This window comes from Streptomyces sp. NPDC014656 (genome assembly GCF_043084305.1).
Taxonomy (GTDB): domain Bacteria; phylum Actinomycetota; class Actinomycetes; order Streptomycetales; family Streptomycetaceae; genus Streptomyces.
Window position 1 is genome coordinate 54,777 of record NZ_JBIBZN010000012.1, and the last position, 25,797, is coordinate 80,573.

Annotated in this window: 22 protein-coding genes and 1 tRNA gene; 13 read left to right on the forward strand and 10 right to left on the reverse strand. The window is 69.8% G+C overall.

What is annotated here, in order from left to right; translation table 11 throughout:
- Positions 1–37 precede the first annotated feature (37 nt).
- From ACF1ED_RS25385 to ACF1ED_RS25440, 12 genes are all read left to right on the forward strand, one after another.
- Positions 38–1,243, forward strand: coding sequence for a phage tail protein (locus tag ACF1ED_RS25385; RefSeq protein WP_391764127.1), 1,206 nt, complete (start codon positions 38–40; stop codon positions 1,241–1,243).
- A complete protein-coding gene (locus tag ACF1ED_RS25390) occupies positions 1,240–2,523 on the forward strand; it encodes a tape-measure protein (protein ID WP_391764129.1) in 1,284 nt (427 codons plus the stop codon). Before ACF1ED_RS25385 ends, ACF1ED_RS25390 begins: the two co-directional genes overlap by 4 nt.
- Before the next feature lie 36 nt (positions 2,524–2,559).
- Positions 2,560–3,501: a phage distal tail protein gene (locus ACF1ED_RS25395; RefSeq protein WP_391764131.1), complete on the forward strand. Its 942-nt coding sequence runs from the start codon at positions 2,560–2,562 to the stop codon at positions 3,499–3,501.
- Positions 3,502–3,708: 207 nt separating this feature from the next.
- Entirely contained in the window at positions 3,709–4,905 is a 1,197-nt protein-coding gene (locus ACF1ED_RS25400; RefSeq protein WP_391764133.1) for a hypothetical protein, read from the forward strand.
- A 49-nt stretch (positions 4,906–4,954) separates the two neighbouring features.
- Positions 4,955–6,145 (forward strand): hypothetical protein, encoded by a 1,191-nt coding sequence (locus ACF1ED_RS25405; protein WP_391764135.1) that lies wholly within the window; start codon positions 4,955–4,957, stop codon positions 6,143–6,145.
- Between the two features lie 28 nt (positions 6,146–6,173).
- Positions 6,174–7,313, forward strand: a complete 1,140-nt coding sequence (locus ACF1ED_RS25410) for a hypothetical protein (RefSeq protein WP_391764137.1) — start codon at positions 6,174–6,176, stop codon at positions 7,311–7,313.
- Between the two features lie 7 nt (positions 7,314–7,320).
- Entirely contained in the window at positions 7,321–8,442 is a 1,122-nt protein-coding gene (locus tag ACF1ED_RS25415) for a hypothetical protein (protein ID WP_391764139.1), read from the forward strand.
- Positions 8,442–9,080 (forward strand): hypothetical protein, encoded by a 639-nt coding sequence (locus ACF1ED_RS25420; RefSeq protein WP_391764141.1) that lies wholly within the window; start codon positions 8,442–8,444, stop codon positions 9,078–9,080. Before ACF1ED_RS25415 ends, ACF1ED_RS25420 begins: the two co-directional genes overlap by 1 nt.
- A gap of 27 nt (positions 9,081–9,107) precedes the next feature.
- The gene (locus ACF1ED_RS25425) at positions 9,108–9,551 is read left to right on the forward strand and encodes an ATP-binding protein (RefSeq protein ID WP_391764143.1); all 444 of its coding nucleotides are present in this window, start codon (positions 9,108–9,110) and stop codon (positions 9,549–9,551) included.
- A 101-nt stretch (positions 9,552–9,652) separates the two neighbouring features.
- Positions 9,653–10,564, forward strand: coding sequence for a peptidoglycan-binding protein (locus ACF1ED_RS25430; RefSeq protein ID WP_391764145.1), 912 nt, complete (start codon positions 9,653–9,655; stop codon positions 10,562–10,564).
- Between the two features lie 12 nt (positions 10,565–10,576).
- Positions 10,577–10,810: a hypothetical protein gene (locus ACF1ED_RS25435; protein ID WP_391764147.1), complete on the forward strand. Its 234-nt coding sequence runs from the start codon at positions 10,577–10,579 to the stop codon at positions 10,808–10,810.
- Positions 10,797–11,060 carry a hypothetical protein gene (locus ACF1ED_RS25440; RefSeq protein WP_351844834.1) on the forward strand — a complete coding sequence of 88 codons (264 nt, stop codon included), beginning with the start codon at positions 10,797–10,799 and terminating at the stop codon, positions 11,058–11,060. The genes ACF1ED_RS25435 and ACF1ED_RS25440 overlap by 14 nt, the downstream gene beginning before the upstream one ends.
- Positions 11,061–11,122: 62 nt before the next feature.
- Here ACF1ED_RS25440 and ACF1ED_RS25445 read toward each other — a convergent pair whose 3' ends face one another.
- The 10 genes from ACF1ED_RS25445 to ACF1ED_RS25490 form a co-directional block, all read right to left on the reverse strand.
- The gene (locus tag ACF1ED_RS25445; RefSeq protein ID WP_390068966.1) at positions 11,123–15,022 is read right to left on the reverse strand and encodes a DNA-directed RNA polymerase subunit beta'; all 3,900 of its coding nucleotides are present in this window, start codon (positions 15,020–15,022) and stop codon (positions 11,123–11,125) included.
- Between the two features lie 98 nt (positions 15,023–15,120).
- Positions 15,121–18,603 (reverse strand): DNA-directed RNA polymerase subunit beta, encoded by a 3,483-nt coding sequence (gene rpoB, locus ACF1ED_RS25450; RefSeq protein ID WP_200426018.1) that lies wholly within the window; start codon positions 18,601–18,603, stop codon positions 15,121–15,123.
- 547 nt (positions 18,604–19,150) lie between these two features.
- On the reverse strand, positions 19,151–19,534 hold the full coding sequence (rplL, locus tag ACF1ED_RS25455) for a 50S ribosomal protein L7/L12 (protein WP_364627775.1): 384 nt from the start codon (positions 19,532–19,534) through the stop codon (positions 19,151–19,153).
- Positions 19,535–19,645: 111 nt separating this feature from the next.
- The gene (gene rplJ / locus ACF1ED_RS25460) at positions 19,646–20,176 is read right to left on the reverse strand and encodes a 50S ribosomal protein L10 (protein ID WP_030757401.1); all 531 of its coding nucleotides are present in this window, start codon (positions 20,174–20,176) and stop codon (positions 19,646–19,648) included.
- Positions 20,177–20,423: 247 nt separating this feature from the next.
- Positions 20,424–21,341: a hypothetical protein gene (locus ACF1ED_RS25465; protein WP_391764150.1), complete on the reverse strand. Its 918-nt coding sequence runs from the start codon at positions 21,339–21,341 to the stop codon at positions 20,424–20,426.
- Between the two features lie 153 nt (positions 21,342–21,494).
- Positions 21,495–22,223 carry a 50S ribosomal protein L1 gene (gene rplA, locus ACF1ED_RS25470; protein WP_200426015.1) on the reverse strand — a complete coding sequence of 243 codons (729 nt, stop codon included), beginning with the start codon at positions 22,221–22,223 and terminating at the stop codon, positions 21,495–21,497.
- Between the two features lie 107 nt (positions 22,224–22,330).
- Positions 22,331–22,765: a 50S ribosomal protein L11 gene (gene rplK / locus ACF1ED_RS25475; protein WP_030494213.1), complete on the reverse strand. Its 435-nt coding sequence runs from the start codon at positions 22,763–22,765 to the stop codon at positions 22,331–22,333.
- A 174-nt stretch (positions 22,766–22,939) separates the two neighbouring features.
- Entirely contained in the window at positions 22,940–23,848 is a 909-nt protein-coding gene (nusG, locus tag ACF1ED_RS25480) for a transcription termination/antitermination protein NusG (protein ID WP_391764153.1), read from the reverse strand.
- Between the two features lie 44 nt (positions 23,849–23,892).
- Positions 23,893–24,177 carry a preprotein translocase subunit SecE gene (secE, locus tag ACF1ED_RS25485; protein WP_391764155.1) on the reverse strand — a complete coding sequence of 95 codons (285 nt, stop codon included), beginning with the start codon at positions 24,175–24,177 and terminating at the stop codon, positions 23,893–23,895.
- Positions 24,178–24,281: 104 nt separating this feature from the next.
- A tRNA-Trp gene (locus tag ACF1ED_RS25490) sits at positions 24,282–24,354 on the reverse strand.
- A 203-nt stretch (positions 24,355–24,557) separates the two neighbouring features.
- Between ACF1ED_RS25490 and ACF1ED_RS25495 the strand changes: the two genes are divergently transcribed.
- Positions 24,558–25,784, forward strand: a complete 1,227-nt coding sequence (locus ACF1ED_RS25495; RefSeq protein ID WP_391764157.1) for a pyridoxal phosphate-dependent aminotransferase — start codon at positions 24,558–24,560, stop codon at positions 25,782–25,784.
- The last annotated feature ends 13 nt before the right edge of the window (positions 25,785–25,797 follow it).

Here is a 25,797-nt window from a genome sequence, read left to right on the forward strand (position 1 = left end):
ACGGCATCCCCACGGCCGCTAGCAGAGGTAGACGCCCATGTCCCTCGTACGCTCCCTGAACAACTCCTCAGGAGCCCTCAAGCAGTTCAAGTCCGCTTCGGACACCGCCGATCGCGCCGCGTCGACCCTCGGTCAGCGCGCCTCGACGGCGAGCCGGGGCATCAACGGCATCAAGGGTTCCGCCCAGGGCTCCGCCAAGGAGCTCAAGGGCCTGAAGACCGCCGCCGACCAGGCCGAGCGGTCCATGGCCAAGGCGGGCAGGACCGGCCGGACCGCCGGTTCGCAGCTCGGGAAGTTCCAGTCCGGCGCCGACAAGGCCGCCAAGGGCCAGGACAAGCTCAACAAGTCCATGAAGGGCAACTTCCTCGCCCGGCTGCTCGACCTCTTCATGCCGCTCATCGAGACGGTCGTCGAGATGGCGACCCGCTCGAAGACGATGCAGACGATCATGAAGAAGGCGTTCGGCGCCATCAAGACCGTGATCAGCTCGGTCATGAAGGCCGTCGGCCCGATCATGAAGAAGGCCGGCTCGCTCATCAAGACGGTCTGGAACGGCATCAAGAAGGCCATCTCCACCGTCGTCAAGGCCGTCGCCACCGTCATCAAGACCTACGTGAAGATCTGGAAGACGGTCATCACCACGGTCATGAAGGCGATCAAGACCGTCATCAGCACCGTCTGGAACGGCATCAAGCGCGTCATCACACCGGTCGTCAACTGGATCAAGAGCGCCGTCCCGAAGGCGTTCAGCGCCGTCAAGGACAAGATGTCGTCCATCTGGAACGGCCTCAAGTCCATCGCGAGCCGGGCCTTCAACGGCATCAAGAACGGCGTGAAGGGCCCGATCAACGCGGTCATCGGCCTCATCAACCGGATGATCGGCGCCCTGAACAAGGTCAAGGTCAGCGTCCCCGGCTGGGTCCCCGTCGTCGGCGGCAAGACCTTCGGCGTCAGCATCCCGACCATCCCGATGCTCGCCACCGGCGGTGTCGTCATGCCCCGCACCGGCGGCGTCCCCGCCATCCTCGCCGAGGCCGGCGAGGCCGAGGCCGTCCTGCCGCTGTCCAAGCTCGACCGGCTCCTCGCCCTCACCGCCCGCCGGGCCCGCCAGGCCCAGGGCCAGGCCGCCTCCGCCGGCGGCGGACTGCACATCGAGCACTACCACGCGGCCCGCGGCAGCGACCCGAAGTCCACCGCCGACGCCCTCATGTACCTGGTGAAGGCGCGGGGAGCCCGCGCATGAGCGCCGCCGCGATGCCGCTGAACCCGCTCGCGGGGAGCGCGGCGGCCTTCTCCGGGCTCACCAGCGCCGCCGCGCAGGCGGCCGGGGCCGTCCTGCGGGTCAAACAGGCCGTCGACCGGGCGGCCTCGGGCGCCGACCGGCTCCGCACCGCAGCCCGGACGGCCGCCACCCCCGTACGCGCCTTCGCGGGCGGCGCCACGGCCGCCGCCGGAGCCGCCGCGAAGCTCGGCCGCTCCCGGGCGGGCACCGGGGTGCGGAGCTTCGGCGGCAAGGCGGCCCGGGCCAGGAGCTCGGCCGCCAAGCTCGGCACCGGAGCCGGCGGCCTCCTCGCCCTGCTGCTGCCCCTGCTCCCCGTCGCCGGCCTCCTCAGCGGCCTGATGAGCTCCTTCGGCGCCGCCATGACCATCGCCGCCATCGCCATGACGGCCGTCAACGTCGCCATGCGGGCCAACCCGCTCGGCTTCGTCATCGGCCTGATCGTGCCCATCGCGGCGTACCTCATCGAACTGGCCCTCACCTCCGAGACCGGACAGCGGATCATCCGGCAGGTCTTCCAGCAGGCGCTGAAGGGCTTCCAGTCGGTCTGGAACTTCCTCCAGCCGGTCCTGAAGCTCATCGGCACCGCGATCGGGACCTACGTCAAGGCCTGGCTCACCGTCTTCAGGACCGCCCTGAAGGTCGTCGGCGCGGCCGTCGGCGGCATCTCCGGGATCGGCTCCGCCGTCCGCTCCGCCACCACCGCCCTGCGCTCCATCGCCTCCCGCACCATCGGCGGCGTCAAGAGCGCCGTCCAGCCCGTCGTCCGCTGGATCACCGACAAGATCCCCGGCTTCTTCCGCACCGCCAAGGACGCCGTCTCCAAGGCCCTCAAGGGCATCGGCGACCTCGTGAAGGGCGGCCTCAGCGCCGTCCTCGGCGTGGTCAAGGGACCGGTCAACGGCCTCATCGCCTTCGCCAACTGGATCATCGACGGCCTCAACAAGCTGAGCTTCAAGATCCCGCTCACCGGCAAGAAGTTCGGCGTCTCCCTCGACAAGCTCCCCATGCTCGCCGAGGGCGGCATCGTCGCGCCCCCCGAGGCCGGCGAGTACCGCATCGACACGCTCGGCCGGCTGGAGAACCGGCGGGTCCCCGCCCTCACCGAGGCGCCCCCGCCGCCCCACCGCGTCCGGGAGTTCCGCGAGGAGCCCGGCGCCGGCCCCCGGGCCGCGGCGGAGGACCTGTACTTCCTCCTCACCGCCCACGCCGGAGCCGGCTCCGCCCATCCGGTCCTGACCTGACGACCCCGCCCACCCCGAAGTGAGGTGACGGCCCCCATGGCCGAGTCCACCAGCCCGTACACCGGAAACACCTTCACCGCCGACCTCGCGCCCGGCTCGCTCATCACCCAGGACGGGCAGATGCAGTGGGCCGGACTCCTCATCGGCCCCGGCACCCCCTTCGCCGTCGACAAGTCCGGCCTGACCGGCTGGGAGGACCTGCCCGAGTACGACTCCTCCGACGCCGACCGCCCGACCTCCCACGGCGCCTGGCCCGGCTCCCGCTACGCCAAGCCCCGCAAGGCCGGCGGCACCATCGTCCTGGTGCCCGAGCACGGCTCCGCCGCCGACGCCGTCCGGGCCCTGCGCCAGGCGCTCGGCCTGCTGGAGGAGGAACGCTGGCTCGCCGTCCGGCTGCACGGCGAGACCCTCGCCGTGCGCGCCCGGATCGCCCAGCGGGTCGTCCCCGCCGACCAGGGCTTCGCCACCCAGGGCAGCTCGCGCATGTCGGTCCAGTGGCTCGCCGCCGACCCGCGCCGCTACACGGTCAACGAGCAGGTCGCCACCACCACCCCGCCGCAGCCGGAGACCGGGCTCGTGTGGGTCAAGGACGGCGTCGAGGGGCTCCAGTGGCCGCTCGACTGGGGCCGGGCCGAGTCCACCGGCGACGCCGTCGTCGAGAACGCCGGCTCCGCCCCCGCCCACCCGGTGATCGTCTTCCGCGGCCCCTGCTCGATGCCGAGCGTCACCGAGCGGGTCAGCCGGCGCCGGCTGCGGTACGCGATCGACCTCGCGGCCGGGGACGAGCTCACCGTCGACACCCGCGCCGGCACCGTCACGCTCAACAACTCCGCCTCCCGGCTGCACACGGCGATGGCCGACTCCACCCCGGAGGAGCTGTTCGTGCTGGAGCCCGGCCGCAGCGACCTGTCCTTCCGCCCCGAGGAGGGCACGAAGGAGTCGCAGATGACGGTCCGCTGGCGCAGCGCCGAGTGGTGACCCCCACCGCCCGGCCCGCGCGCCCCGGACCCCGCTGAACACCCGTACGCCCCCCGGGGCCGGGCCCCCGTACGCGCCCGGCCCGCGCCCCGGCGGCACGCCCACGCCCCGCACCGGCCCCGCCCCCGCCCCGTCGGACGTCCCCGTCGTCCGGCGGGGCGGCGGCGTTCCGGCCCCTTCCGAACCTCCCCGACCCGAGGTGACCCCATGACCGTACGAGCCGCCTGGCTCCAGTCCACCGGGCAGACCCGCGAGGACACCCGCCTCGCCCTCGCCGCCCTCCTCACCCCCAGCGGCCAGAGCGCCGAGGAGACGCCGCTCCGCTCCCGGCCCGGCATCCTGCCCGGCGGCTTCACGCTGACCGGCACCTCCCCGATGCAGGCCACCATCGGCACCGGCCGCGCGATCGTCCAGGGCAAGGACACCGCCCAGGGCGCGTACCTCGTCGCCGCCACCGCGCCCGAACCGCTGACCTTCGAGGACGGAAACGCCCAGTACGACCGCGTCGACCTCGTCGAACTGGCCGTCGTCGACGACGCCTACGACCGCACCGGCACCACCGAGGCCGTCATCCGCCTGGTCACCGGCGTGCCGAGCGCCACCCCGGCCGTCCCGGCGAGCGGCCCCGGCAGCGTGCTGCCGCTGTACGCGGTCCGCGTGCCCAAGGGCACCTCCGCCGGCACCGGCGGCATCGCCTGGACCGGCGGCGCGGTCACCACCCTGCACTGGCCCGTCGTCGCGCTCGGCGGGATCACGCCGACCAGCGGCTTCAAGGGCGCCTACACCGGCCAGTACCGCGACGCCGCCGGCCTGCTCCAGCGCTGGGACGGCACCACCTGGGTCTCGTACCCGAAGGCGATCGGCGGGATCGCGCCGGCCACCACCGCCACCGGCTCCTACCCGGGGCAGTTCCGGGACCAGTCCGGCGGCCTCCAGCGCTGGGACGGCACCGCCTGGCAGCACGTCCAGGGCACCTCGGTGCAGCTGCTCAGCGCCACCCAGTGGCTGACCGAGCAGCAGCAGTCGATCCCCGGCAACGCCTGGACCGTGCTCAGCCTGCCGACCGTCGAGGTCGACGACGCCGCCGGGTGGAACGGCAGCACCACCTACACCGTCAAGCGCGCCGGCTGGTGGCGGATCTCCGCCCACGCCACCTTCGCCAACGACGCCCAGACCGGCATGCGCGGGGCGCGCGTCCTCGTCAGCGGCGCCGGGCAGTCCCGGATGACCTGGCTCACCCCCGCCGGAAACGGCGCGATCTCGGTGGGCGGCGGCGGAGTGGTCCGGCTCGTCGCCGGAGACACCCTCCAGCTCGCGGGCTTCCACAACCACACCTCGGCCGTGAAGACCCTCGGCGGCTCCGGCTACGCCTGCAACCTCTCCGCCGAGTGGATCCGCTCCTGACCCTCCCGCCCCTCCGTCCCCACCGCACCCGAAGAATTCGGAGAACCCCATGAACCTGCGCAGCAGCTGGCTCGCCGAGACCGGCCAGACCCGCGAGGACACCCGCCTCACCCAGACCGGCGTCACCACCCTGGCCAACCCGGTCCAGGTCCGCTCCGGCGTCCTGCCCGGCTCCTACGACGGCCGGTACCGGCTGTCGGGCTTCTGGACCTTCGGCTCCGCCCCGATGTCGGCGACCGTCTCCGAGGGCCGGGCCGTCATCCAGGGCGACATCTCCCAGGGCGCCTACCCGGTCACCCTGCCCAACTCCGAGGTCCTCACCTTCGCCCCGGGCAACGCCTACAACCGCATCGACCTGATCGTCCTGCGGATCTACGACGGCCTGTACGACGAGGAGCAGCGGTACGAGGCCAAGCTGGAGATCCTCCAGGGCACCCCGAACGCCGCTCCGGAGCGCCCCCGCGTCCCGGAGCGCTGCCTGCCGCTCTACGAGGTCCTCGTCCCGGCCGGCGTCAGCGCGGGCAACGGCGGCATCCCGTGGAACACCTCCCTCGTCGACCTGCGCACCCCGGTCGTCGGCCTCGGCGGCATCCTGCCCGTCGAGGGCGACGTCCAGCCCGGCGCCTACCCGGGCCAGTACCAGGACGCGGGCGGCGCGCTCCAGCGCTGGGACGGCGGCGCCTGGGTGCCGTACCCGTCGGCGATCGGCGGCATCATCCCGGGTTCGGCCTCCTCCACCCCGGCCAGCTACACCGGCCAGTACCGCGACTCCGCCGCCGGCGTGCTCCAGCGCTGGAACGGTTCGTCCTGGCGGCCGGCGTACCCGGGCCCGTACTACAACGGCTCCCTCGACCACGGGTACACGTACTCCACGGCCTACTCGCCGACGCTGACGGAGACCGCGGCCAGCCCGCTCTCGATCGACTTCACCGCGCCGCCGTCCGGCGCGGTCCTGATCCACTTCGGCGCCCGCATGTGGCCCACCTCGTCCACGCCGCACCTGGTGGCCATGGCGCTGCGGCTCAGCCAGGGCAGCGAGACGAGGATCGCGGAGACCGACGAGGCGGCGGTGGTCCACACCGGCAACACGCCCGCCTCCATGGCGTCCACCGTCCGCTTCCACAGCATGACCCCGGGCACGGTGTACACCCTCACGGCCATGTACAAGGTCGGCCCCAACACCACGCAGATCAGGGGCAACTTCGACAACACCTTCCTCATGGTCCACCCGCAGTACTGACCGGCCGCCCGTCCGAGAGGAGACCCCCATGCCCATCCGTCCCGGCTGGCTGCTGCCCCAGGGCCAGACCCGCCAGACCACCCGCCTCACCCAGGTCGGCGCCGTCACCCCGGCCGACCCGCTCGTCTCCCGCTCCGGCATCCTGCCCGGCTCCGCCGACGGCAAGTACCGGGTCAGCGGCCTGTCGATGTCGGGCAGCGGCCCGATGAGCGCCACCGTCCACCCGGGCCGGGCCGTCGTCCAGGGCCGGCCCGAGCAGGGCGCGTACCCCGTCACGCTCGACGGCGACACCGTCCTCACCTTCGGCGACGGCGACCCGCTCAACCCGCGGATCGACCTCGTCGTCCTGCGCGTGTACGACAACGAGGCCGACGGCCTGACCCGCCACGAGGCCGTCCTGGAGGTCCTCCCGGGCGAGCCCAGGGCGCAGCCCTCGGCACCGGCCGTCCCCGCCGCCTCGCTCCCCCTCTTCACCGTCCTGGTCAAGGCCGGGGTCTCGGCCGGCAACGGCGGCATCATCTGGACCACCGACCTCACCGACCTGCGCGCCACCGTCGTCGCGGTCGGCGGCATCCTGCCCGTCTACAACAACGCGGGCGTGAACGGCTCCTACCCGGGCCAGTACCAGGACAACGACGTCGCCCACCACCTCCAGCGGTGGAACGGCACCAGCTGGGTCGCGTACCCGAAGGAGATCGGCGGCGTCGCCCCGCAGGGGGCGCTCTCCGTCGGCGGCTACACCGGGCAGTTCCGCGAGAACAACGGCGTCCTCCAGCGGTGGAACGGCACCGCCTGGGCCGCCTACCACCCCCCGGTGGAGGTGGAGTCGACCTCGGCGGGCGCGGCCGCGCTCACCAACTGGACCCTGGTGTCCTTCGAGGCCCGCCGCACCCGCGGCCTGTGCACCATGTCGGTCACGGTCACCCGCAGCGGCCCCCAGGTGGACGCCAACTCGGCCGGGAACGTCGCCTCCGACGAACCGCTGTGCGTGCTGCCCGCCGGCTGGCGGCCCCCCTTCGGCATGGAGGCCATCGCGGGCGACGGCTACGGGAACGGAGCCGCGTACCTCTCCCCCACCGGTCAGGTCACCCTGCGGAGCTGGTCCTCCAACGGCGCGCTCGTCCCGGGACGCAACGTCCGCGTCACCGCCACCTACATCCTCCCGTGAGGTCCCGATGAGTCTCGACACCCCCTACCGGGCGGTCTTCTGCGACCTGCTGACCGACCTGACCCTCGACATCCTGCCGCTGCGGGACGTCTCCTTCGAGGACTACATCGGCAGGCCCGGCTCCCTCTCCGGCACCGTCCCCCTCCCCGACCGCACCATGGCCGGCCGGGCCCACAAGATCCGGCCCGGCCGCACCGCCGTCTACCTGGAGCGCGGCGGCTTCCTGTGGTGGGGCGGCATCGTCTGGACGACCAACCTCCAGAGCAGCGACCGCGGGGTGATGACCCTCGGCATCCAGGCCTCCACCTTCGACTCGTACGCGAGCCGGCGGCGGATCCGGGAGAAGCGGGACTTCGTCCAGACCGAGCAGTTCGACATCGCCCGCGCGCTCTGGCGGGACCTCGGCGCCGGCCTCGGGGCCAGCGCCGTCGAACTCGGCGAGGAGGTCTCGGCCAACCCCGTCCTGCGCACCGTCTCCTGGCGGCTCGGCGACGAGACCGTCTACCAGGAGGCGCTGGACCAGCTCTCCGCCCTCAAGGGCGGCGAGAACCCGCAGGAGGAGACGGGCTTCGAGTACCAGATCCTCGTCTACCGCGACCCGGCGGACGGGCGGCGGGTGCGGCAGCTCCGGCTCGGCTCCCCCAAGATCCGCACCGGGGCCACCGACGTCCTCTTCGACCGGCCCGGCACCATCCTCAGCTACTCCTTCCCCGACGACGCGACCCGCGGCGGCACCACCGCCCTGGCCCGCGGCGCCACCGCCAACACCAACGCCGCCGCCGAGTCCCGGCCGACGCTCTCCGCGGTGTACGCGCCGGACTGGGGCGAGGAGTGGCCGCAGCTCGACGTGTCCGTCGACCACAACGACGTCACCGACCCCGCCGTCCTCGACCGGCTGGCCCGGGCCGCGCTCCACGAGGCACAGGGCTCCGTGCGGATCCCCGAGATCAGCATCCGGCTCTCCGACATCGTGCCCTCGACGCTCCTCGGGCGCACCGCCCGCATCCGGATCACCGACGAGTGGCACCCGACCGGCCTCGACACCCGCTTCCGCATCGTCGGCGTCAAGGTCCGGCCGGCCGAGCGGGGCCGCCCCGACACCGCCGAACTCTCCCTGGAGGCCCTCTGATGGCGCTGCTCCCCGAGTCCATCGTCGACCGGCTCATCGAAATGGAGCGCCGGCTCAACGCCCTGTCCACGGCGGTCAACACCCGGCCGCCGCTCACCGAGATCCTGAACGGCTCGCTCGCGCTCAGGCGCCAGGAGACCGAGAACGGCCCGGTCTCGCTGGTCGCCCAGCTCACCACCAGCGGTCCCGGCGGCACCAAGCCGGTGCTGCGGTTCAACGACGCCTACGGCCACGAGGTGCTCTCCGACGACATCGTCACCGGCGGCATCGCCCGGCCCTGGCTGCCGCTGCTGCCGCCGCAGGACATCGTCAACACCTCCAACTGGGCCTCCACCACCGCCACCGCGGCCTGGACCACCGTCGCCACCTCCACCAACCAGATCTGGCAGCCCAAGATGCGGCTGAGGATGCTCACCCGGGTCACCGGCACCGGCATCGTCCGGGTCATGGTGAACGGCGCGGTGTTCGGGGCCGCCGAGCACCCGGCCGGCACCACCTTCGACCACACCAACCTCGTCACCACGGCCATGGCCACCGACTTCGGCAAGGACCTCACCGTGGAGATCCAGGCCCGGGTCACCAGCGCCTCCGGGACCGTCTCCGTCCAGCCGGTCCTCATGCACGGCCGCCAGACCTGACCCGCCCCTCCCGAGAAGAGTGATCCCATGACCCCCGACCCCACCCAGCCCTGGGGCGTCGCCATCGACTACGCGGGCCGCGGCTCCGTCGTCGAACAGGGCCACGCCGTCACCGTCCGGCTGTACGACAACTCCCTCGGCGGCCCCCTGGAGCTGGACCCGATGACCGGCGAGTACCCGGCCGTCTACGTCAGCGCGCAGGTCACCGAGAACGGCACCGCCGGCGCCCAGCTGCGCGGCTACGGCCTCGCCATGGTCCAGCCCACCGGCGGCCGCCCCGCCGTGCCGGACCCGGAGGCCGTGGCCCGCGCGGTCGCCTCGGCGCTCACCGACTTCGAGACCCGCCGGGCCTCCTACGCCACGCTCTGCGCCGCCTGGACGCCGGTCACCGACCCGGAGCCCGAGCCGGAGCCCGCCCCCGAGCCCGAGCCCGTCCCCGAGCCGGAGCCGGAGCCCGCCCCGGAGCCGTGAACGCCCCGAGCCGCAGGGCGTGCCGCCCCGCCCGCCCCGCCCCGTCCCACCCGCCCCGCGCCGCCGACGGCCGGGGTTTTCGCACGTCAGGAGGACAACAGTTGGCCACTCCCCTGTCCGCGGACCGGTTCCTCGCCGCGCTCCGCGCCGAAGGCGTCACCGTCGTCGAGCACCCCGGCTGGCGCACCCACGACCGCAACGGCGCCGGCGCCTGGGGGCCCGTCGCCGGCGTCATGATCCACCACACCGTGTCCACCGGCACCGCGTCCTCCGTCGCGATGTGCTTCGACGGCTACGCGGGCCTCCCCGGCCCGCTCTGCCACGGCGTGATCGCCAAGGACGGCACCGTCCACCTGCTCTCGAACGGCCGGGCCAACCACGCCGGCGGCGGCGACCCGTCCGTCCTGCGGGCCGTCGTCACCGAGGCGTACGGCGACCGGCCCCCGGCCCCGCGCGAGCACCAGGGCAGCCCCGGCGCCGTGGACGGCAACTCCCGCTTCTACGGCTTCGAGTGCGTCAACCTCGGCAACGGCGCCGACCCCTGGCCCGCCGCCCAGCTCGACGCGATCGAACGGGTCTCCGCCGCCCTGTGCCGGGCCCACGGCTGGGGCGCGAAGTCCGTCATCGGCCACCTGGAGTGGTCCGACTGGAAGAGCGACCCCAAGGGCTTCGGCATGCCCGGGATGCGCGACCGGGTGCAGAAGCGCCTCGGCGCCGCCCCCGCCCCGAAGCCCCCGGCCCCGCAGAAGCCCGCCGCCCCCAGGTACCACCCCTTCCCCGGCGCCGCGTTCTTCCGGAAGAACCCCAGCTCCCCGGTGGTCACCGCGATGGGCCGCCGGCTGATGGCCGAGGGCTGCGGCCGCTATCGGGTCGGCCCCGGCCCCCGCTGGTCCGAGGCCGACCGCAGGTCGTACGAGGCCTGGCAGCGCAAGCTCGGCTTCCGCGGCGCCGACGCCGACGGCTGGCCCGGCGCCGCCTCCTGGAACGCGCTGAAGGTCCCGTACACCACGTAAGGAGTCAGACCCATGTCCGAAGCCGCGAAGCGCACGGCCCGCACCGTGCTGCAGACCGCCGTCGCCCTCGCCCTGGTCCTGCCGGCGCTCGTCGACGCCTCCGGCGTCCCCGCCACCCTGCCCTGGGTCGCCGGCGCGCTCACCGTCGCCGGCGCCCTCACCCGGGCCATGGCGGTCCCCGCCGTACAGCTCCTGCTGCCCTCGTGGCTGCGGACGGACCCGGGCGGCGCCGATGACCGAGGCTGACCCGAACGACCCGGTGGCGGTGGCGCTCGAACTGGAACGGCTCCGCGGCACCCTCGAAGCCGGCTTCGCCCGCGTCGACGGCTCGCTCGCCCTGCTCGTCCAGCGCAGCGACCAGACCGACAAGCAGCTCGCCGACCACGAGGCCAGGCTCGACGACCTGGAGCGGGCCCGCTGGCCGCTCGCCTCGATCGCGGCGATGACGGCGGGCGCGGGCGTGCTCGTCGCGCTCTGGGAGCTCGCCTCCCGGTGAAACCCCGAAGGGCGGCCACCCCGTGCGCAACGGGGTGGCCGCCCTTCGGTCAAGCGACTCGCTTACTGGTTGTACGGACCGTAGTCGTAGTCCTCCAGCGGAACGGCCTGGCCGGAGCCGGTGCCGAACGGCGAGTAGTCGAGGTCGTCGTAGCCGACGGACGAGTACATCGCCGCCTTGGCCTCCTCGGTCGGCTCGACCCGGATGTTGCGGTAGCGGGACAGACCCGTACCGGCCGGGATGAGCTTACCGATGATGACGTTCTCCTTGAGGCCGATGAGGCTGTCGGACTTGGCGTTGATCGCCGCGTCCGTCAGAACTCGGGTCGTCTCCTGGAAGGAGGCGGCCGACAGCCAGGACTCGGTCGCCAGCGAGGCCTTGGTGATACCCATCAGCTGCGGACGGCCGGAGGCGGGGTGACCGCCCTCGGTGACCACACGACGGTTCTCGGTCTCGAACTTCGACCGCTCGACCAGCTCGCCCGGCAGGAGCTCCGCGTCGCCGGACTCGATGATCGTCACGCGGCGCAGCATCTGCCGGATGATGATCTCGATGTGCTTGTCGTGGATCGACACGCCCTGCGAGTTGTAGACCTTCTGGACTTCGCCGACCAGGTGGACCTGGACCGCGCGCTGACCGAGGATCCGGAGCACGTCGTGCGGGTTGGTGGCACCCACGGTGAGCTTCTGGCCCACCTCGACGTGGTCGCCCTCGCCCACGAGCAGACGGGCACGCTTCGAGATCGGGAACGCCGTCTCGTCGGTGCCGTCGTCCGGGGTGACGACGATCTTCTTGGTCTTCTCGGTCTCCTCGATGCGGACGCGACCGGCCGCCTCGGAGATCGGGGCGACACCCTTGGGCTGACGCGCCTCGAAGAGCTCGACGACACGCGGCAGACCCTGGGTGATGTCGTCACCGGCCACACCACCGGTGTGGAAGGTACGCATCGTCAGCTGGGTACCGGGCTCACCGATGGACTGGGCGGCGATGATGCCGACCGCCTCACCGATGTCGACCAGCTTGCCGGTGGCCAGCGAGCGGCCGTAGCAGAAGGCACAGGTGCCGACGGCGGACTCACAGGTCAGGACCGAGCGGGTCTTGACCTCCTCGACGCCCGCGTTGACCAGGGCGTCGATGAGCACGTCACCCAGGTCGACGTTGGCCGGCGCGATGACCTTGCCGTCGACGACGACGTCCTCGGCGAGCATCCGCGCGTACACGGAGGTCTCGACGTCGTCCGTCTTCCGCAGGACACCGGCCTCGTCCTTGGCCGCGATCCGCAGCTTCAGACCGCGCTCGGTGCCACAGTCCTCCTCGCGGATGATCACGTCCTGCGAGACGTCCACGAGACGACGGGTCAGGTAACCCGAGTCGGCGGTGCGCAGGGCGGTGTCGGCGAGACCCTTACGGGCACCGTGCGTCGAGATGAAGTACTCGAGGACGGTGAGGCCCTCACGGAACGACGCCTTGATGGGACGCGGGATCGTCTCGTTCTTGGCGTTCGACACCAGACCACGCATACCGGCGATCTGACGCATCTGCATCATGTTTCCTCGGGCGCCCGAGTCCACCATCATGAAGATCGGGTTCGTCCGCGGGAAGTTCGCGTTCATCGCCTCGGCGACCTCGTTGGTCGCCTTGGTCCAGATCGCGATGAGCTCCTGAGTGCGCTCTTCCTTCGTGATGAGACCGCGCTCGTACTGCTTCTGGACCTTCTCGTCCTGCTCCTCGTAGCCCTTGACGATGGCCTTCTTGGCCTCGGGCACGACGACGTCGGAGATGGCCACGGTGACGCCCGAACGGGTCGCCCAGTGGAAGCCGGCCGCCTTCAGGTTGTCGAGCGTCGCCGCCACGATGACCTTGGGGTAGCGCTCCGCCAGGTCGTTGACGATCTCGGAGAGCTGCTTCTTGCCCACCGAGTAGTCGACGAACGGGTAGTCCTCGGGCAGCAGCTCGTTGAAGAGCGCGCGGCCCAGCGTCGTCTTCAGACGGAAGCTGTCACCCTGCTGCCACTCCGGCTCGCCCTCCTCGGCGACCGGGGGAACCCAGCCGCGCGGCGGGACGGTGCCGATCGGGAAGCGGATGTCGATCTCCGACTGGAGCGCGAGCTCCCCGGCGTCGAAGGCCATGATCGCCTCGGCCGTGGAGCCGAACGCGCGGCCCTCGCCCTTGGTGTCACGCAGCTCGCCGTCGGTGGTGAGGAAGAACAGACCGAGGACCATGTCCTGGGTCGGCATCGTCACCGGGCGGCCGTCGGCCGGCTTGAGGATGTTGTTCGAGGACAGCATCAGGATGCGGGCCTCGGCCTGCGCCTCCGCGGAGAGCGGCAGGTGCACGGCCATCTGGTCACCGTCGAAGTCCGCGTTGAAGGCGGTGCAGACGAGCGGGTGGATCTGGATGGCCTTGCCCTCGACCAGCTGCGGCTCGAAGGCCTGGATGCCGAGGCGGTGCAGCGTGGGCGCACGGTTCAGCAGGACCGGGTGCTCGGCGATGACCTCTTCGAGGACGTCGTACACGACCGTGCGGCCGCGCTCGACCATCCGCTTGGCGCTCTTGATGTTCTGCGCGTGGTTCAGGTCGACCAGGCGCTTCATCACGAACGGCTTGAAGAGCTCAAGCGCCATGGCCTTCGGCAGACCGCACTGGTGCAGCTTGAGCTGCGGGCCGACGACGATGACGGAACGCGCCGAGTAGTCGACACGCTTGCCGAGCAGGTTCTGACGGAAACGACCCTGCTTGCCCTTGAGCATGTCGCTCAGGGACTTCAGCGGGCGGTTGCCGGGGCCCGTGACCGGGCGACCGCGACGGCCGTTGTCGAACAGCGCGTCGACGGCCTCCTGGAGCATGCGCTTCTCGTTGTTCACGATGATCTCGGGCGCGCCGAGGTCGAGAAGCCGCTTCAGACGGTTGTTGCGGTTGATCACGCGGCGGTACAGGTCGTTCAGGTCGGAGGTCGCGAAGCGGCCACCGTCGAGCTGCACCATCGGACGGAGGTCCGGCGGGATGACCGGCACGCAGTCGAGAACCATGCCCTTGGGGCTGTTCGCGGTCTGCAGGAACGCGGAGACGACCTTGAGGCGCTTGAGCGCACGGGTCTTCTTCTGGCCCTTGCCGGTGCGGATGATCTCGCGGAGCTTCTCGGCCTCTTCCTCGAGGTCGAAGGACTCCAGGCGCTTCTGCAGCGCCGCGGCACCCATCGAGCCGTCGAAGTACGTGCCGAAGCGGTCGCGCAGCTCGCGGTAGAGGAGCTCGTCGCCCTCCAGGTCCTGGACCTTGAGGTTCTTGAAGCGGGACCAGACCTCGTCCAGACGGTCGATCTCGCGCTGCGCGCGGTCGCGCAGCTGCTTCATCTCGCGCTCGGCGCCCTCGCGCACCTTGCGGCGCACGTCGGCCTTGGCGCCCTCGGCCTCCAGCTCGGCCAGGTCGGACTCGAGCTTCTTGGCGCGGTTCTCCAGGTCGGAGTCGCGGCGCTGCTCGATCTGCTGGCGCTCGACGGAGACGTGGGCCTCCAGCGACGGGAGGTCGCGGGTGCGGCGCTCGTCGTCGACGAAGGTGATCATGTACGCCGCGAAGTAGATGACCTTCTCGAGGTCCTTCGGGGCGAGGTCCAGCAGGTATCCGAGGCGCGACGGGACGCCCTTGAAGTACCAGATGTGGGTGACGGGAGCGGCCAGCTCGATGTGGCCCATCCGCTCACGGCGCACCTTGGCGCGGGTGACCTCGACGCCACACCGCTCGCAGATGATGCCCTTGAAGCGGACGCGCTTGTACTTGCCGCAGTAGCACTCCCAGTCCCGGGTCGGACCGAAGATCTTCTCGCAGAAGAGTCCGTCCTTCTCGGGCTTGAGCGTGCGGTAGTTGATGGTCTCCGGCTTCTTGACCTCGCCGTGGCTCCACTGACGGATGTCGTCAGCGGTGGCCAGACCGATCCGGAGCTCGTCGAAGAAGTTGACGTCGAGCACTATGCGTCAATCCCTCTCAGGGTTGTAAGGCTGTGGGGTCTGATACGGGGGTCCTGGGGCCGGCGGGCCTTGATCACTCAAGGCCCGCCGGACTCCCGTCAGACCTCTTCGACGCTGCTCGGCTCGCGCCGGGACAGGTCGATGCCGAGCTCCTCCGCTGCGCGGAAGACGTCCTCGTCGGTGTCGCGCATCTCGATGGACATGCCGTCCGAGGACAGCACCTCCACGTTGAGGCACAGGGACTGCATCTCCTTGATGAGCACCTTGAAGGACTCGGGGATGCCGGGCTCAGGGATGTTCTCGCCCTTGACGATGGCCTCGTAGACCTTCACGCGGCCGGTCACGTCGTCGGACTTGATCGTCAGCAGCTCCTGGAGGGCGTACGCGGCGCCGTAAGCCTCCAGCGCCCACACCTCCATCTCACCGAAGCGCTGGCCACCGAACTGGGCCTTACCACCCAGCGGCTGCTGGGTGATCATCGAGTACGGGCCGGTCGAACGCGCGTGCAGCTTGTCGTCGACCAGGTGGTGGAGCTTGAGGATGTACATGTACCCGACGGAGATCGGGTCCGGGAACGGCTCGCCGGAGCGGCCGTCGAACAGCCTCGCCTTGCCGGTCGGGAGCACCATGCGCTCGCCGTCGCGGTTCGGGATGGTGTGGTTGAGCAGGCCGGCCAGCTCGTCCTCGCGCGCGCCGTCGAAGACGGGGGTGGCGACGTTGGTGCCGGGGGCGACCTGGTCGGCGCCGATCGCCTGGAGGCGCTGCGCCCACTCGTCCGCGAGGCCGGAGACGTCCCAGCCGCGGCTGGCGAGCCAGCCGAGGTGGATCTCCAGGACCTGTCCCGGGTTCATTCGGGACGGGACGCCCAGCGGGTTGAGGATGATGTCGACCGGGGTGCCGTCCTCAAGGAACGGCATGTCCTCGATCGGCAGGATCTTGGAGATGACGCCCTTGTTGCCGTGACGGCCGGCGAGCTTGTCACCGTCGGTGATCTTGCGCTTCTGGGCGACGTAGACGCGGACCAGCTGGTTCACGCCCGGGGGAAGCTCGTCGCCCTCCTCGCGGTCGAAGACGCGGACGCCGATGATCTTGCCGATCTCGCCGTGCGGGACCTTCAGCGAGGTGTCGCGGACCTCGCGCGCCTTCTCACCGAAGATCGCGCGGAGCAGGCGCTCCTCCGGGGTCAGCTCGGTCTCGCCCTTGGGCGTGACCTTGCCGACCAGGATGTCGCCGGCGACGACCTCGGCACCGATGCGGATGATGCCGCGCTCGTCGAGGTCGGCGAGGACCTCCTCGGAGACGTTCGGGATGTCCCGGGTGATCTCCTCGGGGCCGAGCTTGGTGTCACGGGCGTCGACCTCGTGCTCCTCGATGTGGATCGAGGAGAGGACGTCGTCCTGCACGAGGCGCTGCGACAGGATGATCGCGTCCTCGTAGTTGTGGCCCTCCCACGGCATGAACGCCACGAGCAGGTTCTTGCCGAGCGCCATCTCGCCGTCTTCGGTGGCGGGACCGTCAGCGAGGACCTGGCCCTCGATGACGTGGTCGCCCTCGTCCACGACGACCTTCTGGTTCACAGAGGTGCCCTGGTTGGAGCGGGAGAACTTGTGCAGGCGGTACGTGTTGTACGTGCCGTCGTCGTTGGCGACCGTGACGTAGTCGGCCGACAGCTCCTGGACGACACCGCTCTTCTCGGCCTTGAGCACGTCGCCGGCGTCGGTGGCGCAGCGGTACTCCATGCCGGTGCCGACGAGCGGGGCCTCCGACTTAATCAGCGGCACCGCCTGACGCATCATGTTCGCGCCCATGAGGGCACGGTTGGCGTCGTCGTGCTCGAGGAAGGGGATCATGGCGGTCGCGACCGACACCATCTGGCGCGGCGAGACGTCCATGTAGTCCACGTCCGACGGCTCGACGTAGTCGACCTCGCCGCCACGCTTGCGGACCAGGACGCGGTTCTCGGTGAAGCGCAGGTCGTCGTCGAGCGCGGCGTTGGCCTGCGCGATGACGAACCGGTCCTCCTCGTCGGCGGTGACGTAGTCGACCTCGTCGGTGACCTGGCCGTCGACGACCTTGCGGTACGGCGTCTCGATGAAGCCGAACGCGTTGACGCGGCCGTACGAGGCGAGCGAACCGATCAGACCGATGTTCGGGCCTTCGGGGGTCTCGATCGGGCACATGCGTCCGTAGTGGGACGGGTGCACGTCTCGGACCTCGAAGCCGGCCCGCTCACGGGAGAGACCACCGGGGCCCAGCGCGGACAGACGACGCTTGTGCGTCAGACCCGAGAGCGGGTTGTTCTGGTCCATGAACTGGGACAGCTGGCTGGTGCCGAAGAACTCCTTGATGGAGGCGACGACCGGCCGGATGTTGATCAGGGTCTGCGGCGTGATCGCCTCGACGTCCTGGGTGGTCATGCGCTCGCGGACGACGCGCTCCATACGAGCCAGACCCGTGCGGACCTGGTTCTGGATGAGCTCGCCGACGTTGCGCAGACGACGGTTGCCGAAGTGGTCGATGTCGTCGGTCTCGACGACGATCTCGTTGCCGTTCTCACCGATCGTCTCGGTCTCGCCCGCGTGGAGCTTCACGAGGTACTTGATCGTGGCGATGATGTCGTCGGTCGTGAGCACGCCGGCGTCCAGCGGCTCGTCGGCGCCGAGCTTCTTGTTCACCTTGTAGCGGCCGACCTTGGCGAGGTCGTAGCGCTTCGGGTTGAAGTAGAGGTTCTCGAGCAGCGTCTGAGCGGCCTCGCGGGTCGGCGGCTCGCCCGGACGCAGCTTGCGGTAGATGTCGAGCAGCGCGTCGTCCTGGCCCTGGGTGTGGTCCTTCTCCAGGGTGGCGCGCATGGACTCGTACTCGCCGAACTCCTGGAGGATCTGCTCGGTGGTCCAGCCGAGAGCCTTGAGGAGGACGGTGACGGACTGCTTGCGCTTGCGGTCGATGCGGACACCGACGAGGTCGCGCTTGTCGATCTCCATCTCCAGCCAGGCACCCCGGGACGGGATGATCTTGGCGGAGAAGATGTCCTTGTCGGACGTCTTGTCGATGGAGGAGTCGAAGTAGACGCCCGGCGAGCGGACGAGCTGCGACACGACGACACGCTCGGTGCCGTTGATGACGAAGGTGCCCTTGTTGGTCATGAGCGGGAAGTCGCCCATGAAGACCGTCTGGGACTTGATCTCGCCGGTCTCGTTGTTGGTGAACTCGGCGGTGACGAAGAGCGGGGCGCCGTACGTGAAGTCACGGTCCTTGCACTCGTCGATGCTGTTCTTCGGGGGCTCGAAGCGGTGGTCGCGGAAGGTCAGCGACATCGACCCGGAGAAGTCCTCGATCGGGGAGATCTCCTCGAAGATCTCCTCCAGGCCGGACTTCGTGGGGACGTCCTGTCCCGACTCGAGGGCGGCCTCGACGCGAGCCTTCCAGGCGGCGTTGCCGAGCAGCCAGTCAAAGCTCTCGGTCTGCAGCGCGAGGAGGTTCGGAACCTCGAGGGGCTCCTTGATCTTTGCGAAGGAGATGCGCAGCGGGGCGGTGCTGGCGGCGTTGTTCATGTTGTTCGAGGCGTTGCGCGAGGCGGCCAAGAGGGGGTCCTTCCGAGGGCTCGGACTCACTACGCGCGTACCGGTCCCCAGCAACGCTTCACGGCAGACGTTTCCTGAAGTGACCAAAAGGCCAGGTCAGACGGGGTCGGTCCACGAAGCTGATGCGAAGGTATGCCCCTGGTGACGGGCAGGGGGCAGCTAACAGGCAGCGCAAAGGGACAGTGTAGCCACTTGGCCCACTGATGTCCAGGGCGACTTCTTCGCGACCCTCGTTGCTCTCAACTCCGTGGTACTCGCGCCGTGCGGCGCACCTCGATACTGCCCGTTCGGTCGTCGATCCATGCCTCGGAAACGGATCGTTGTGACGACGCGTCCTGAGAATTGCGCGCGGCGTGCCGTTCGTCAAGGCCCCCGCCCGCGAGCGGCGCACGGCGAAGATCACCATACTCCGCTTCCGACGGCCGCCGGGACCCCCGCCACGCGGGTCCCGGGAACGCCGAAAGGCGACCACCCAGATGGATGATCGCCTTTCGGTGCCTCCGCGTTACACGGGGGCGGGAGTCAGCTTCAGCGACTCGAAACGGTCTTACTTGACCGTGACGGAGGCGCCGGCGGCCTTGAGGGACTCGGCAGCCTTCTCGGCGGCCTCCTTCGCGACCTTCTCGAGGACCGGCTTCGGGGTGCCGTCGACGAGGTCCTTGGCCTCCTTGAGGCCCAGGGAGGTGAGCTCGCGCACGACCTTGATGACCTGGATCTTCTTGTCGCCGGCACCCTCGAGGATGACGTCGAACTCGTCCTGCTCCTCGGCGGCCTCGGCCGGGGCGCCCGGGGCACCCGGGGCGGCAACGGCGACGGCCGCGGCGGCGGTGACGTCGAACTTCTCCTCGAAGGCCTTCACGAACTCGGAGAGCTCGATGAGGGTCATCTCCTCGAACTGGGCGAGGAGGTCGTCCTGAGAGAGCTTCGCCATGATGGGCGATCCTTCCACTAATTCGGCAGGTGCCGATGTGTCTATAGAGGCGGGCGTAACGGCCCGCTACGACCCGCGCACTAGGCGGCGCGGATCAATGCGCGAGCCGAATTACTCGGCACCGCCCTGCTCGGCCTGCTTGGCACGGAGCGCGTCCACGGTGCGGACGAGCTTCGACGGCAGAGCCTGGAAGAGCTGAGCAGCCTGAGACTGCTTGCCCTTGAAGGCGCCGGCCAGCTTGCTGAGCAGAACCTCGCGGGACTCGAGGTCCGCAAGCTTCTTGATGTCGTCGGCGGAGAGAGCCTTACCGTCAAGGACACCGGCCTTGATGATGAGGTTCGGGTTCTCCTTGGCGAAGTCACGCAGGGCCTTCGCCGACTCCACCGGGTCACCGGTGACGAAGGCGACCGCGGTCGGACCAGCGAAGTGCTCGTCCAGTGCGGTGATCCCGGCCTCGTTGGCCGCAATCTTGGTCAGCGTGTTCTTCACCACGGCGTACTGGGCGTTCTCACCGAGCGAGCGGCGCAGCGTCTTGAGCTGCGCGACGGTGAGACCCCGGTACTCGGTCAGCACGGCGGCGTTGGAGCTCTGGAACGCGTCCTTGAGCTCGGCCACCGATGCAGCCTTGTTGGGCGTCGGCATAGTGCGTTCGCCTCCTTCCGGGTGATGAGGACCGCTCAGAAGGGGCTGAACAAACGAAAACGCCCCGGCGCAGGCGCACGGGGCTGAGCTCGACCGGATGAAACACCCGGGAACTTTCCACAGTCACCTGCGCGGGTCGTCCGTCGTCAACGGATCCTTCGGCCACCGCACCCGGTAGGGGCACAGCAACGACCAGCGGTCTTTGGCTTCTGTGGAAGCGTACGTGATGGCCGGGGCCAGGGGCAAATCAGCCCTCGGCGCCCGCTTCGGACAGGCCCTTCATCATCTCCATGAAGTCCACCGTCTCCCCGGCCGGCGGGGCCTCGACGGCGGCCTGGGTGCCGTAGTCGGAGTAGAAGGCGGTCAGCTTCACGGAGCCCTGCGGCATCTCCATGTCGACGATCATCTTCGCCGGGTAGCCGTCCTTGTCGACCCAGAGCTCGGTGTCGTAGCCCTCGACGCCGGACTTCTCCAGGGTCGCGGTGAAGGACTTGCGCTGCTCCGCCGTCATGCCCTTGAACGACTTGTCGTTCTTGAGCACCTCGTCCAGGGAGACCGAGCCCTTGTAGTGCTCGGTGTCGACGCCCTCGATCTTCTCCGGACCCACGTGCTTGATGCCCGGGGACTCCAGGAGGATCGCGAGCTGCTGCGCGGGGTCCTGGTTGGTGCTGCCGCCCATGCCCTGGGTCAGCTGCTGGAGGGAGGCGTCGCCGGACTCCTTCGCGAGGCCGGCGAGGTCCATCTTGATCCAGCGCTTGCCGTCCATCTGGGCGGCCTGCTTCTCGCCCATGTCCATGTACATGATGTCGTCACGCATGATCATGCGCATCTTGTCGGGCCCGCCCGCCGACTTCCCGGCGGCGAAGGCGCCGCCGGACATGGTGACGTCCATGAGGGTCGGGTCCCAGCCCTGCACGCCGGTCATCGTGATGGTGCCGGCGTCGGCTCCGGTGCCCTCCACCTCCATCGTCATGCGGAACTTCGCGGCCTTGGCGGCCGAGGTCTTCTCGTAGGCCGCCGTGAGGACCTGGGTGACGTCTCCCAGGCCGCCGGCGGCCTTGCCGCCCGCCGCCTTGTCGTCCCCGCCGTCACAACCCGCCAGGCCCGCCACGAGGGCCGCCGCGGTCAGTGCGACGCCCGCGCGCTTCCAGCTGGACTTGTCCATAGGTGTTCCCCACCCCTTGATCATCGTCTTTGCCGTCCCTTGAACCGTAACCGACGGCTCCGACAGACAGGACGCCAATAAAGCCGCCCCCCGTTCCTCCGGAGGGGAACGGGGGGCGGCTTTCAGGACTGACTACGCCTGAGCCGGGAGGGCTCAGACCGCGGCCGGGTCCTCCTCGACGAGGAGGTTACGGGTGCGGTTCGAGTCGACCGGGATGCCGGGGCCCATCGTGGTGCTGATGGCGGCCTTCTTGATGTAGCGGCCCTTGGCGGCGGACGGCTTCAGACGGAGGATCTCCTCCAGGGCCGCGCCGTAGTTCTCCACCAGCTGCGTGTCGTCGAAGGACGTCTTGCCGATGATGAAGTGCAGGTTCGAGTGCTTGTCGACGCGGAACTCGATCTTGCCGCCCTTGATCTCGTTGACCGCCTTGGCGACGTCGGGCGTCACGGTGCCGGTCTTCGGGTTGGGCATGAGGCCACGGGGACCGAGCACGCGGCCGAGGCGGCCGACCTTGCCCATGAGGTCCGGGGTGGCGACCACGGCGTCGAACTCGTTCAGGCGCTGGCCCTTGGCGATCTCGTCGATCAGCTCGTCGGAACCGACGATGTCGGCGCCCGCGGCGACCGCGGCCTCGGCACGCTCACCGGTCGCGAAGACCAGGACCCGGGCGGTCTTGCCGGTGCCGTGCGGGAGGTTCACGGTGCCACGGACCATCTGGTCGGCCTTGCGCGGGTCGACACCCAGGCGGAAGGCGACCTCGACGGTGCCGTCGAACTTCGTGGTGGAGGTCTCCTTGGCAAGGCGGACGGCCTCGAGGGGAGCGTAGAGCTTCTCCCGGTCGATCTTGGCGTCCGCAGCGCGGAGGGACTTGCTGCGCTTCACTTCTGCTCCTGGTTGCGTTTTCACCATGCGGCTCCGCCGCGTGGCAGGTGTGGAGTCGTGGTGCGGACCAAGCGCTGGTCCTACCACTGAGGTCACGAGGGGGGTGATCAGCCCTCGACCGTGATGCCCATGGAACGGGCGGTGCCGGCGATGATCTTCGACGCGGCGTCCAGGTCGTTCGCGTTGAGGTCGGGCATCTTGGTGGTGGCGATCTCGCGGACCTGCGCCTCGGTGATCTTGGCGACCTTGGTCTTGTGCGGCTCGCCGGAGCCCTTCTCCACGCCCGCGGCCTTGAGGATCATCTTCGCGGCCGGCGGGGTCTTGGTGATGAAGGTGAAGGAACGGTCTTCGTAGACCGTGATCTCCACCGGGATCACCCAGCCACGCTGCGACTCGGTCGCGGCGTTGTAGGCCTTGCAGAACTCCATGATGTTGACGCCGTGCTGGCCGAGCGCGGGGCCGACCGGCGGGGCCGGGTTGGCCGCACCGGCGTTGATCTGGAGCTTGATGAGCCCCGTGACCTTCTTCTTCTTGGGAGGCATTGCTCTCTCCGGGTCCTAGTGAGAGTTTTTCAGCCGATCCATCCGGTCATCCGGATGGAGGCATACCGCACAACGATAACGGGTATGGCCGTGCGTCCAAAAACCGAGCAGGTCAGAAGGGCTGTAGCAGCCCTTCTGACCTGTCCGGAAGCTAGGGAGCGATCCTGAGAACGATCAGTTCTTCTGGATCTGGTCGAAGCTGAGCTCGACCGGGGTCTCGCGACCGAAGATCTCGACGAGGCCCTTGACCTTCTTCGAGTCCGGGTTGATCTCGTTGATCGTGGCCTGGAGGGTGGCGAAGGGGCCGTCGGTGACGGTGACCGAGTCGCCGACCTCGAAGTCGAGGACCTGGACCTCCAGCTTGCGGGCCGGAGCCGGCTTGCCCTCGGCCTCGGCGGCCTCGCGGGCGGCCTTCTCCTCGGCCTCCGGGGCGAGCATCTTGACGATCTCGTCCAGGGTCAGCGGGTACGGGTCGTAGGCGTTGCCCACGAAGCCGGTGACGCCGGGGGTGTTGCGGACGACGCCCCAGGACTCGTTCGTCAGGTCCATGCGGACGAGGACGTAACCGGGGAGCTTGTTCTGCTTGACGTTCTTCCGCTCGCCGCCCTTGATCTGGACGATCTCTTCCTCGGGCACCTCGGCCTGGTAGATGAAGTCCTCGACGTTGAGCGAGACGGCGCGCTGCTCCAGGTTGGCCTTCACGCGCTTCTCGTAGCCCGCGTAGGTGTGGATGACGTACCACTCGCCGGGCAGGGTGCGCAGCTCCTCGCGGAGCGCGGCGACGGGGTCGACCGGGGCGGCCGGCTCGGCCTCCTCCTCGGTCTCCTCGATCGCGTCCTCGGCCTCGGCGTCGTCCTCGTCGGCCTCGCCCTCGGCGGCCTCGTCGTCGTCCTCGGTCTCGTCGGCGACGGGCTCGGACTCGTCGTCCGCGTCCTCGTCGTCCTCGAAGTCCTCGACGGCGTCGTCCGCCGCGGCGTCCGCAGCCTCGTCCTGGTCCTCGTCCTCGTCGGCGGCCTCGACGATGTCCAGCTCGTCCTCGACGGACTCGGACTCGAAGGCGTCGTTCAGGTTCGCGTCAGACACGGTGGCTGCTTCTTCCTGCGATACAGATGGGGTGGAACAAAAAGTCAGCCGAAGACGTACTTGACTGCTTCCTGGAAGCCAAAGTCAATCACGGTGACCAGGCCGATCATCACGACCACGAAGATGATGACGACCGTGGTGTACGAGGTGAGCTGACTACGCGTGGGCCAGACGACCTTGCGGAGCTCTGCGACGATCTGCCGGTAGAAGACGGCGAGACGGCCCAGGGGGCCCTTCTTCCCGCGCTTGCCGCCCTTGCGGCCCTTCTTCTTCGACTCGGACGCGTCTTCGGCATCAGGCATGTCGATGGAGCCAACGGCGTCCGTCACGATCTCTCACCTGATTCCGGGTCGTGGCCGTGCCGCGCCCGGGTGGAGCCGCACGACAATGCAATGAAGACGTACATGCGCACACAACCTGGCGGTGTGTGTAGCAGGGCCGGAGGGACTTGAACCCCCAACCGCCGGTTTTGGAGACCGGTGCTCTACCAATTGAGCTACGACCCTTTGCGGTGTCCCCCAACCTACCCCATGTGTGACGGGGCCGGTGCGGGCCAACGAGGAGTGAGTGTACGTGACCTTGGGCCCTCACGTCGAACAGGAACCGCGCCGACCTGCCCGCGGGCCCCTTCCCGACCGGTATCGACCGCTCCTGTCCGCTCCCTGAAACCTGTGTGCCGGGCCGGGAAACGGTCTGGGACGATGGCCGCATGAGCGCTGCTACCCCTCCCACCGAGCGTCGGGTCTCCGCCCGGATCGGTGCGATCTCCGAGTCCGCCACCCTCGCCGTCGACGCCAAGGCCAAGGCCCTCAAGGCCGCCGGGCGCCCGGTGATCGGTTTCGGCGCCGGCGAGCCCGACTTCCCGACCCCGGACTACATCGTCGACGCGGCCGTCGAGGCCTGCAAGAACCCGAAGTACCACCGCTACACGCCGGCCGGCGGCCTGCCCGAGCTGAAGGCCGCGATCGCCGCCAAGACGCTCCGCGACTCCGGCTACGAGGTCGACGCCTCCCAGGTCCTGGTCACCAACGGCGGCAAGCAGGCGATCTACGAGGCGTTCGCCGCGATCCTCGACCCGGGCGACGAGGTCATCGTCCCGGCCCCCTACTGGACCACCTACCCGGAGTCGATCCGGCTCGCCGGCGGTGTCCCGGTGGAGGTCGTGGCCGACGAGACCACCGGCTACCGCGTCTCGGTGGAGCAGCTGGAGGCGGCCCGCACCGAGCGGACCAAGGTCGTCCTCTTCGTCTCCCCCTCGAACCCGACGGGCGCCGTCTACAGCGAGGCCGACGCCGAGGCGATCGGCCGCTGGGCCGTCGAGCACGGCCTGTGGGTCCTCACCGACGAGATCTACGAGCACCTGGTCTACGGCGACGCGAAGTTCACCTCGCTGCCGGCGATCGTGCCCGAGCTGCGCGACAAGTGCATCGTCGTGAACGGCGTCGCCAAGACGTACGCGATGACCGGCTGGCGCGTCGGGTGGATCGTCGGCCCGAAGGACGTCGTGAAGGCCGCGACCAACCTCCAGTCGCACGCCACCTCCAACGTCTCCAACGTGGCCCAGGTGGCCGCGCTGGCCGCCGTCTCCGGGAACCTGGACGCGGTCGCCGAGATGCGCGCCGCCTTCGACCGGCGCCGCCAGACGATCGTGCGGATGCTCAACGAGATCGAGGGCGTCTACTGCCCGACCCCCGAGGGCGCGTTCTACGCGTACCCGTCGGTGAAGGCGCTGATCGGCAAGGAGATCCGCGGCAAGCGCCCGCAGAGCTCCGTCGAGCTGGCCGCGCTGATCCTGGACGAGGCCGAGGTCGCGGTCGTGCCCGGCGAGGCCTTCGGCACCCCCGGCTACCTGCGTCTTTCGTACGCGCTCGGTGACGAGGACCTGGTGGAGGGCGTGTCCCGGATCCAGAAGCTGCTGGCCGAGGCCCGCGACTGATCCGCCGAACGCG

Excerpts from the sequence above, each read along its gene's own strand:
- ACF1ED_RS25385 (WP_391764127.1), top strand. The coding sequence starts at position 38 with ATGTCCCTCGTACGCTCCCTGAACAACTCCTCAGGAGCCCTCAAGCAG.
- ACF1ED_RS25390 (WP_391764129.1), top strand. The coding sequence starts at position 1,240 with ATGAGCGCCGCCGCGATGCCGCTGAACCCGCTCGCGGGGAGCGCGGCG.
- ACF1ED_RS25395 (WP_391764131.1), top strand. The coding sequence starts at position 2,560 with ATGGCCGAGTCCACCAGCCCGTACACCGGAAACACCTTCACCGCCGAC.
- ACF1ED_RS25400 (WP_391764133.1), top strand. The coding sequence starts at position 3,709 with ATGACCGTACGAGCCGCCTGGCTCCAGTCCACCGGGCAGACCCGCGAG.
- ACF1ED_RS25405 (WP_391764135.1), top strand. The coding sequence starts at position 4,955 with ATGAACCTGCGCAGCAGCTGGCTCGCCGAGACCGGCCAGACCCGCGAG.
- ACF1ED_RS25410 (WP_391764137.1), top strand. The coding sequence starts at position 6,174 with ATGCCCATCCGTCCCGGCTGGCTGCTGCCCCAGGGCCAGACCCGCCAG.
- ACF1ED_RS25415 (WP_391764139.1), top strand. The coding sequence starts at position 7,321 with ATGAGTCTCGACACCCCCTACCGGGCGGTCTTCTGCGACCTGCTGACC.
- ACF1ED_RS25420 (WP_391764141.1), top strand. The coding sequence starts at position 8,442 with ATGGCGCTGCTCCCCGAGTCCATCGTCGACCGGCTCATCGAAATGGAG.
- ACF1ED_RS25425 (WP_391764143.1), top strand. The coding sequence starts at position 9,108 with ATGACCCCCGACCCCACCCAGCCCTGGGGCGTCGCCATCGACTACGCG.
- ACF1ED_RS25435 (WP_391764147.1), top strand. The coding sequence starts at position 10,577 with ATGTCCGAAGCCGCGAAGCGCACGGCCCGCACCGTGCTGCAGACCGCC.
- ACF1ED_RS25440 (WP_351844834.1), top strand. The coding sequence starts at position 10,797 with ATGACCGAGGCTGACCCGAACGACCCGGTGGCGGTGGCGCTCGAACTG.
- rplL (WP_364627775.1), bottom strand. The coding sequence starts at position 19,534 with ATGGCGAAGCTCTCTCAGGACGACCTCCTCGCCCAGTTCGAGGAGATG.
- rplJ (WP_030757401.1), bottom strand. The coding sequence starts at position 20,176 with ATGCCGACGCCCAACAAGGCTGCATCGGTGGCCGAGCTCAAGGACGCG.
- ACF1ED_RS25465 (WP_391764150.1), bottom strand. The coding sequence starts at position 21,341 with ATGGACAAGTCCAGCTGGAAGCGCGCGGGCGTCGCACTGACCGCGGCG.
- rplK (WP_030494213.1), bottom strand. The coding sequence starts at position 22,765 with ATGCCTCCCAAGAAGAAGAAGGTCACGGGGCTCATCAAGCTCCAGATC.
- ACF1ED_RS25495 (WP_391764157.1), top strand. The coding sequence starts at position 24,558 with ATGAGCGCTGCTACCCCTCCCACCGAGCGTCGGGTCTCCGCCCGGATC.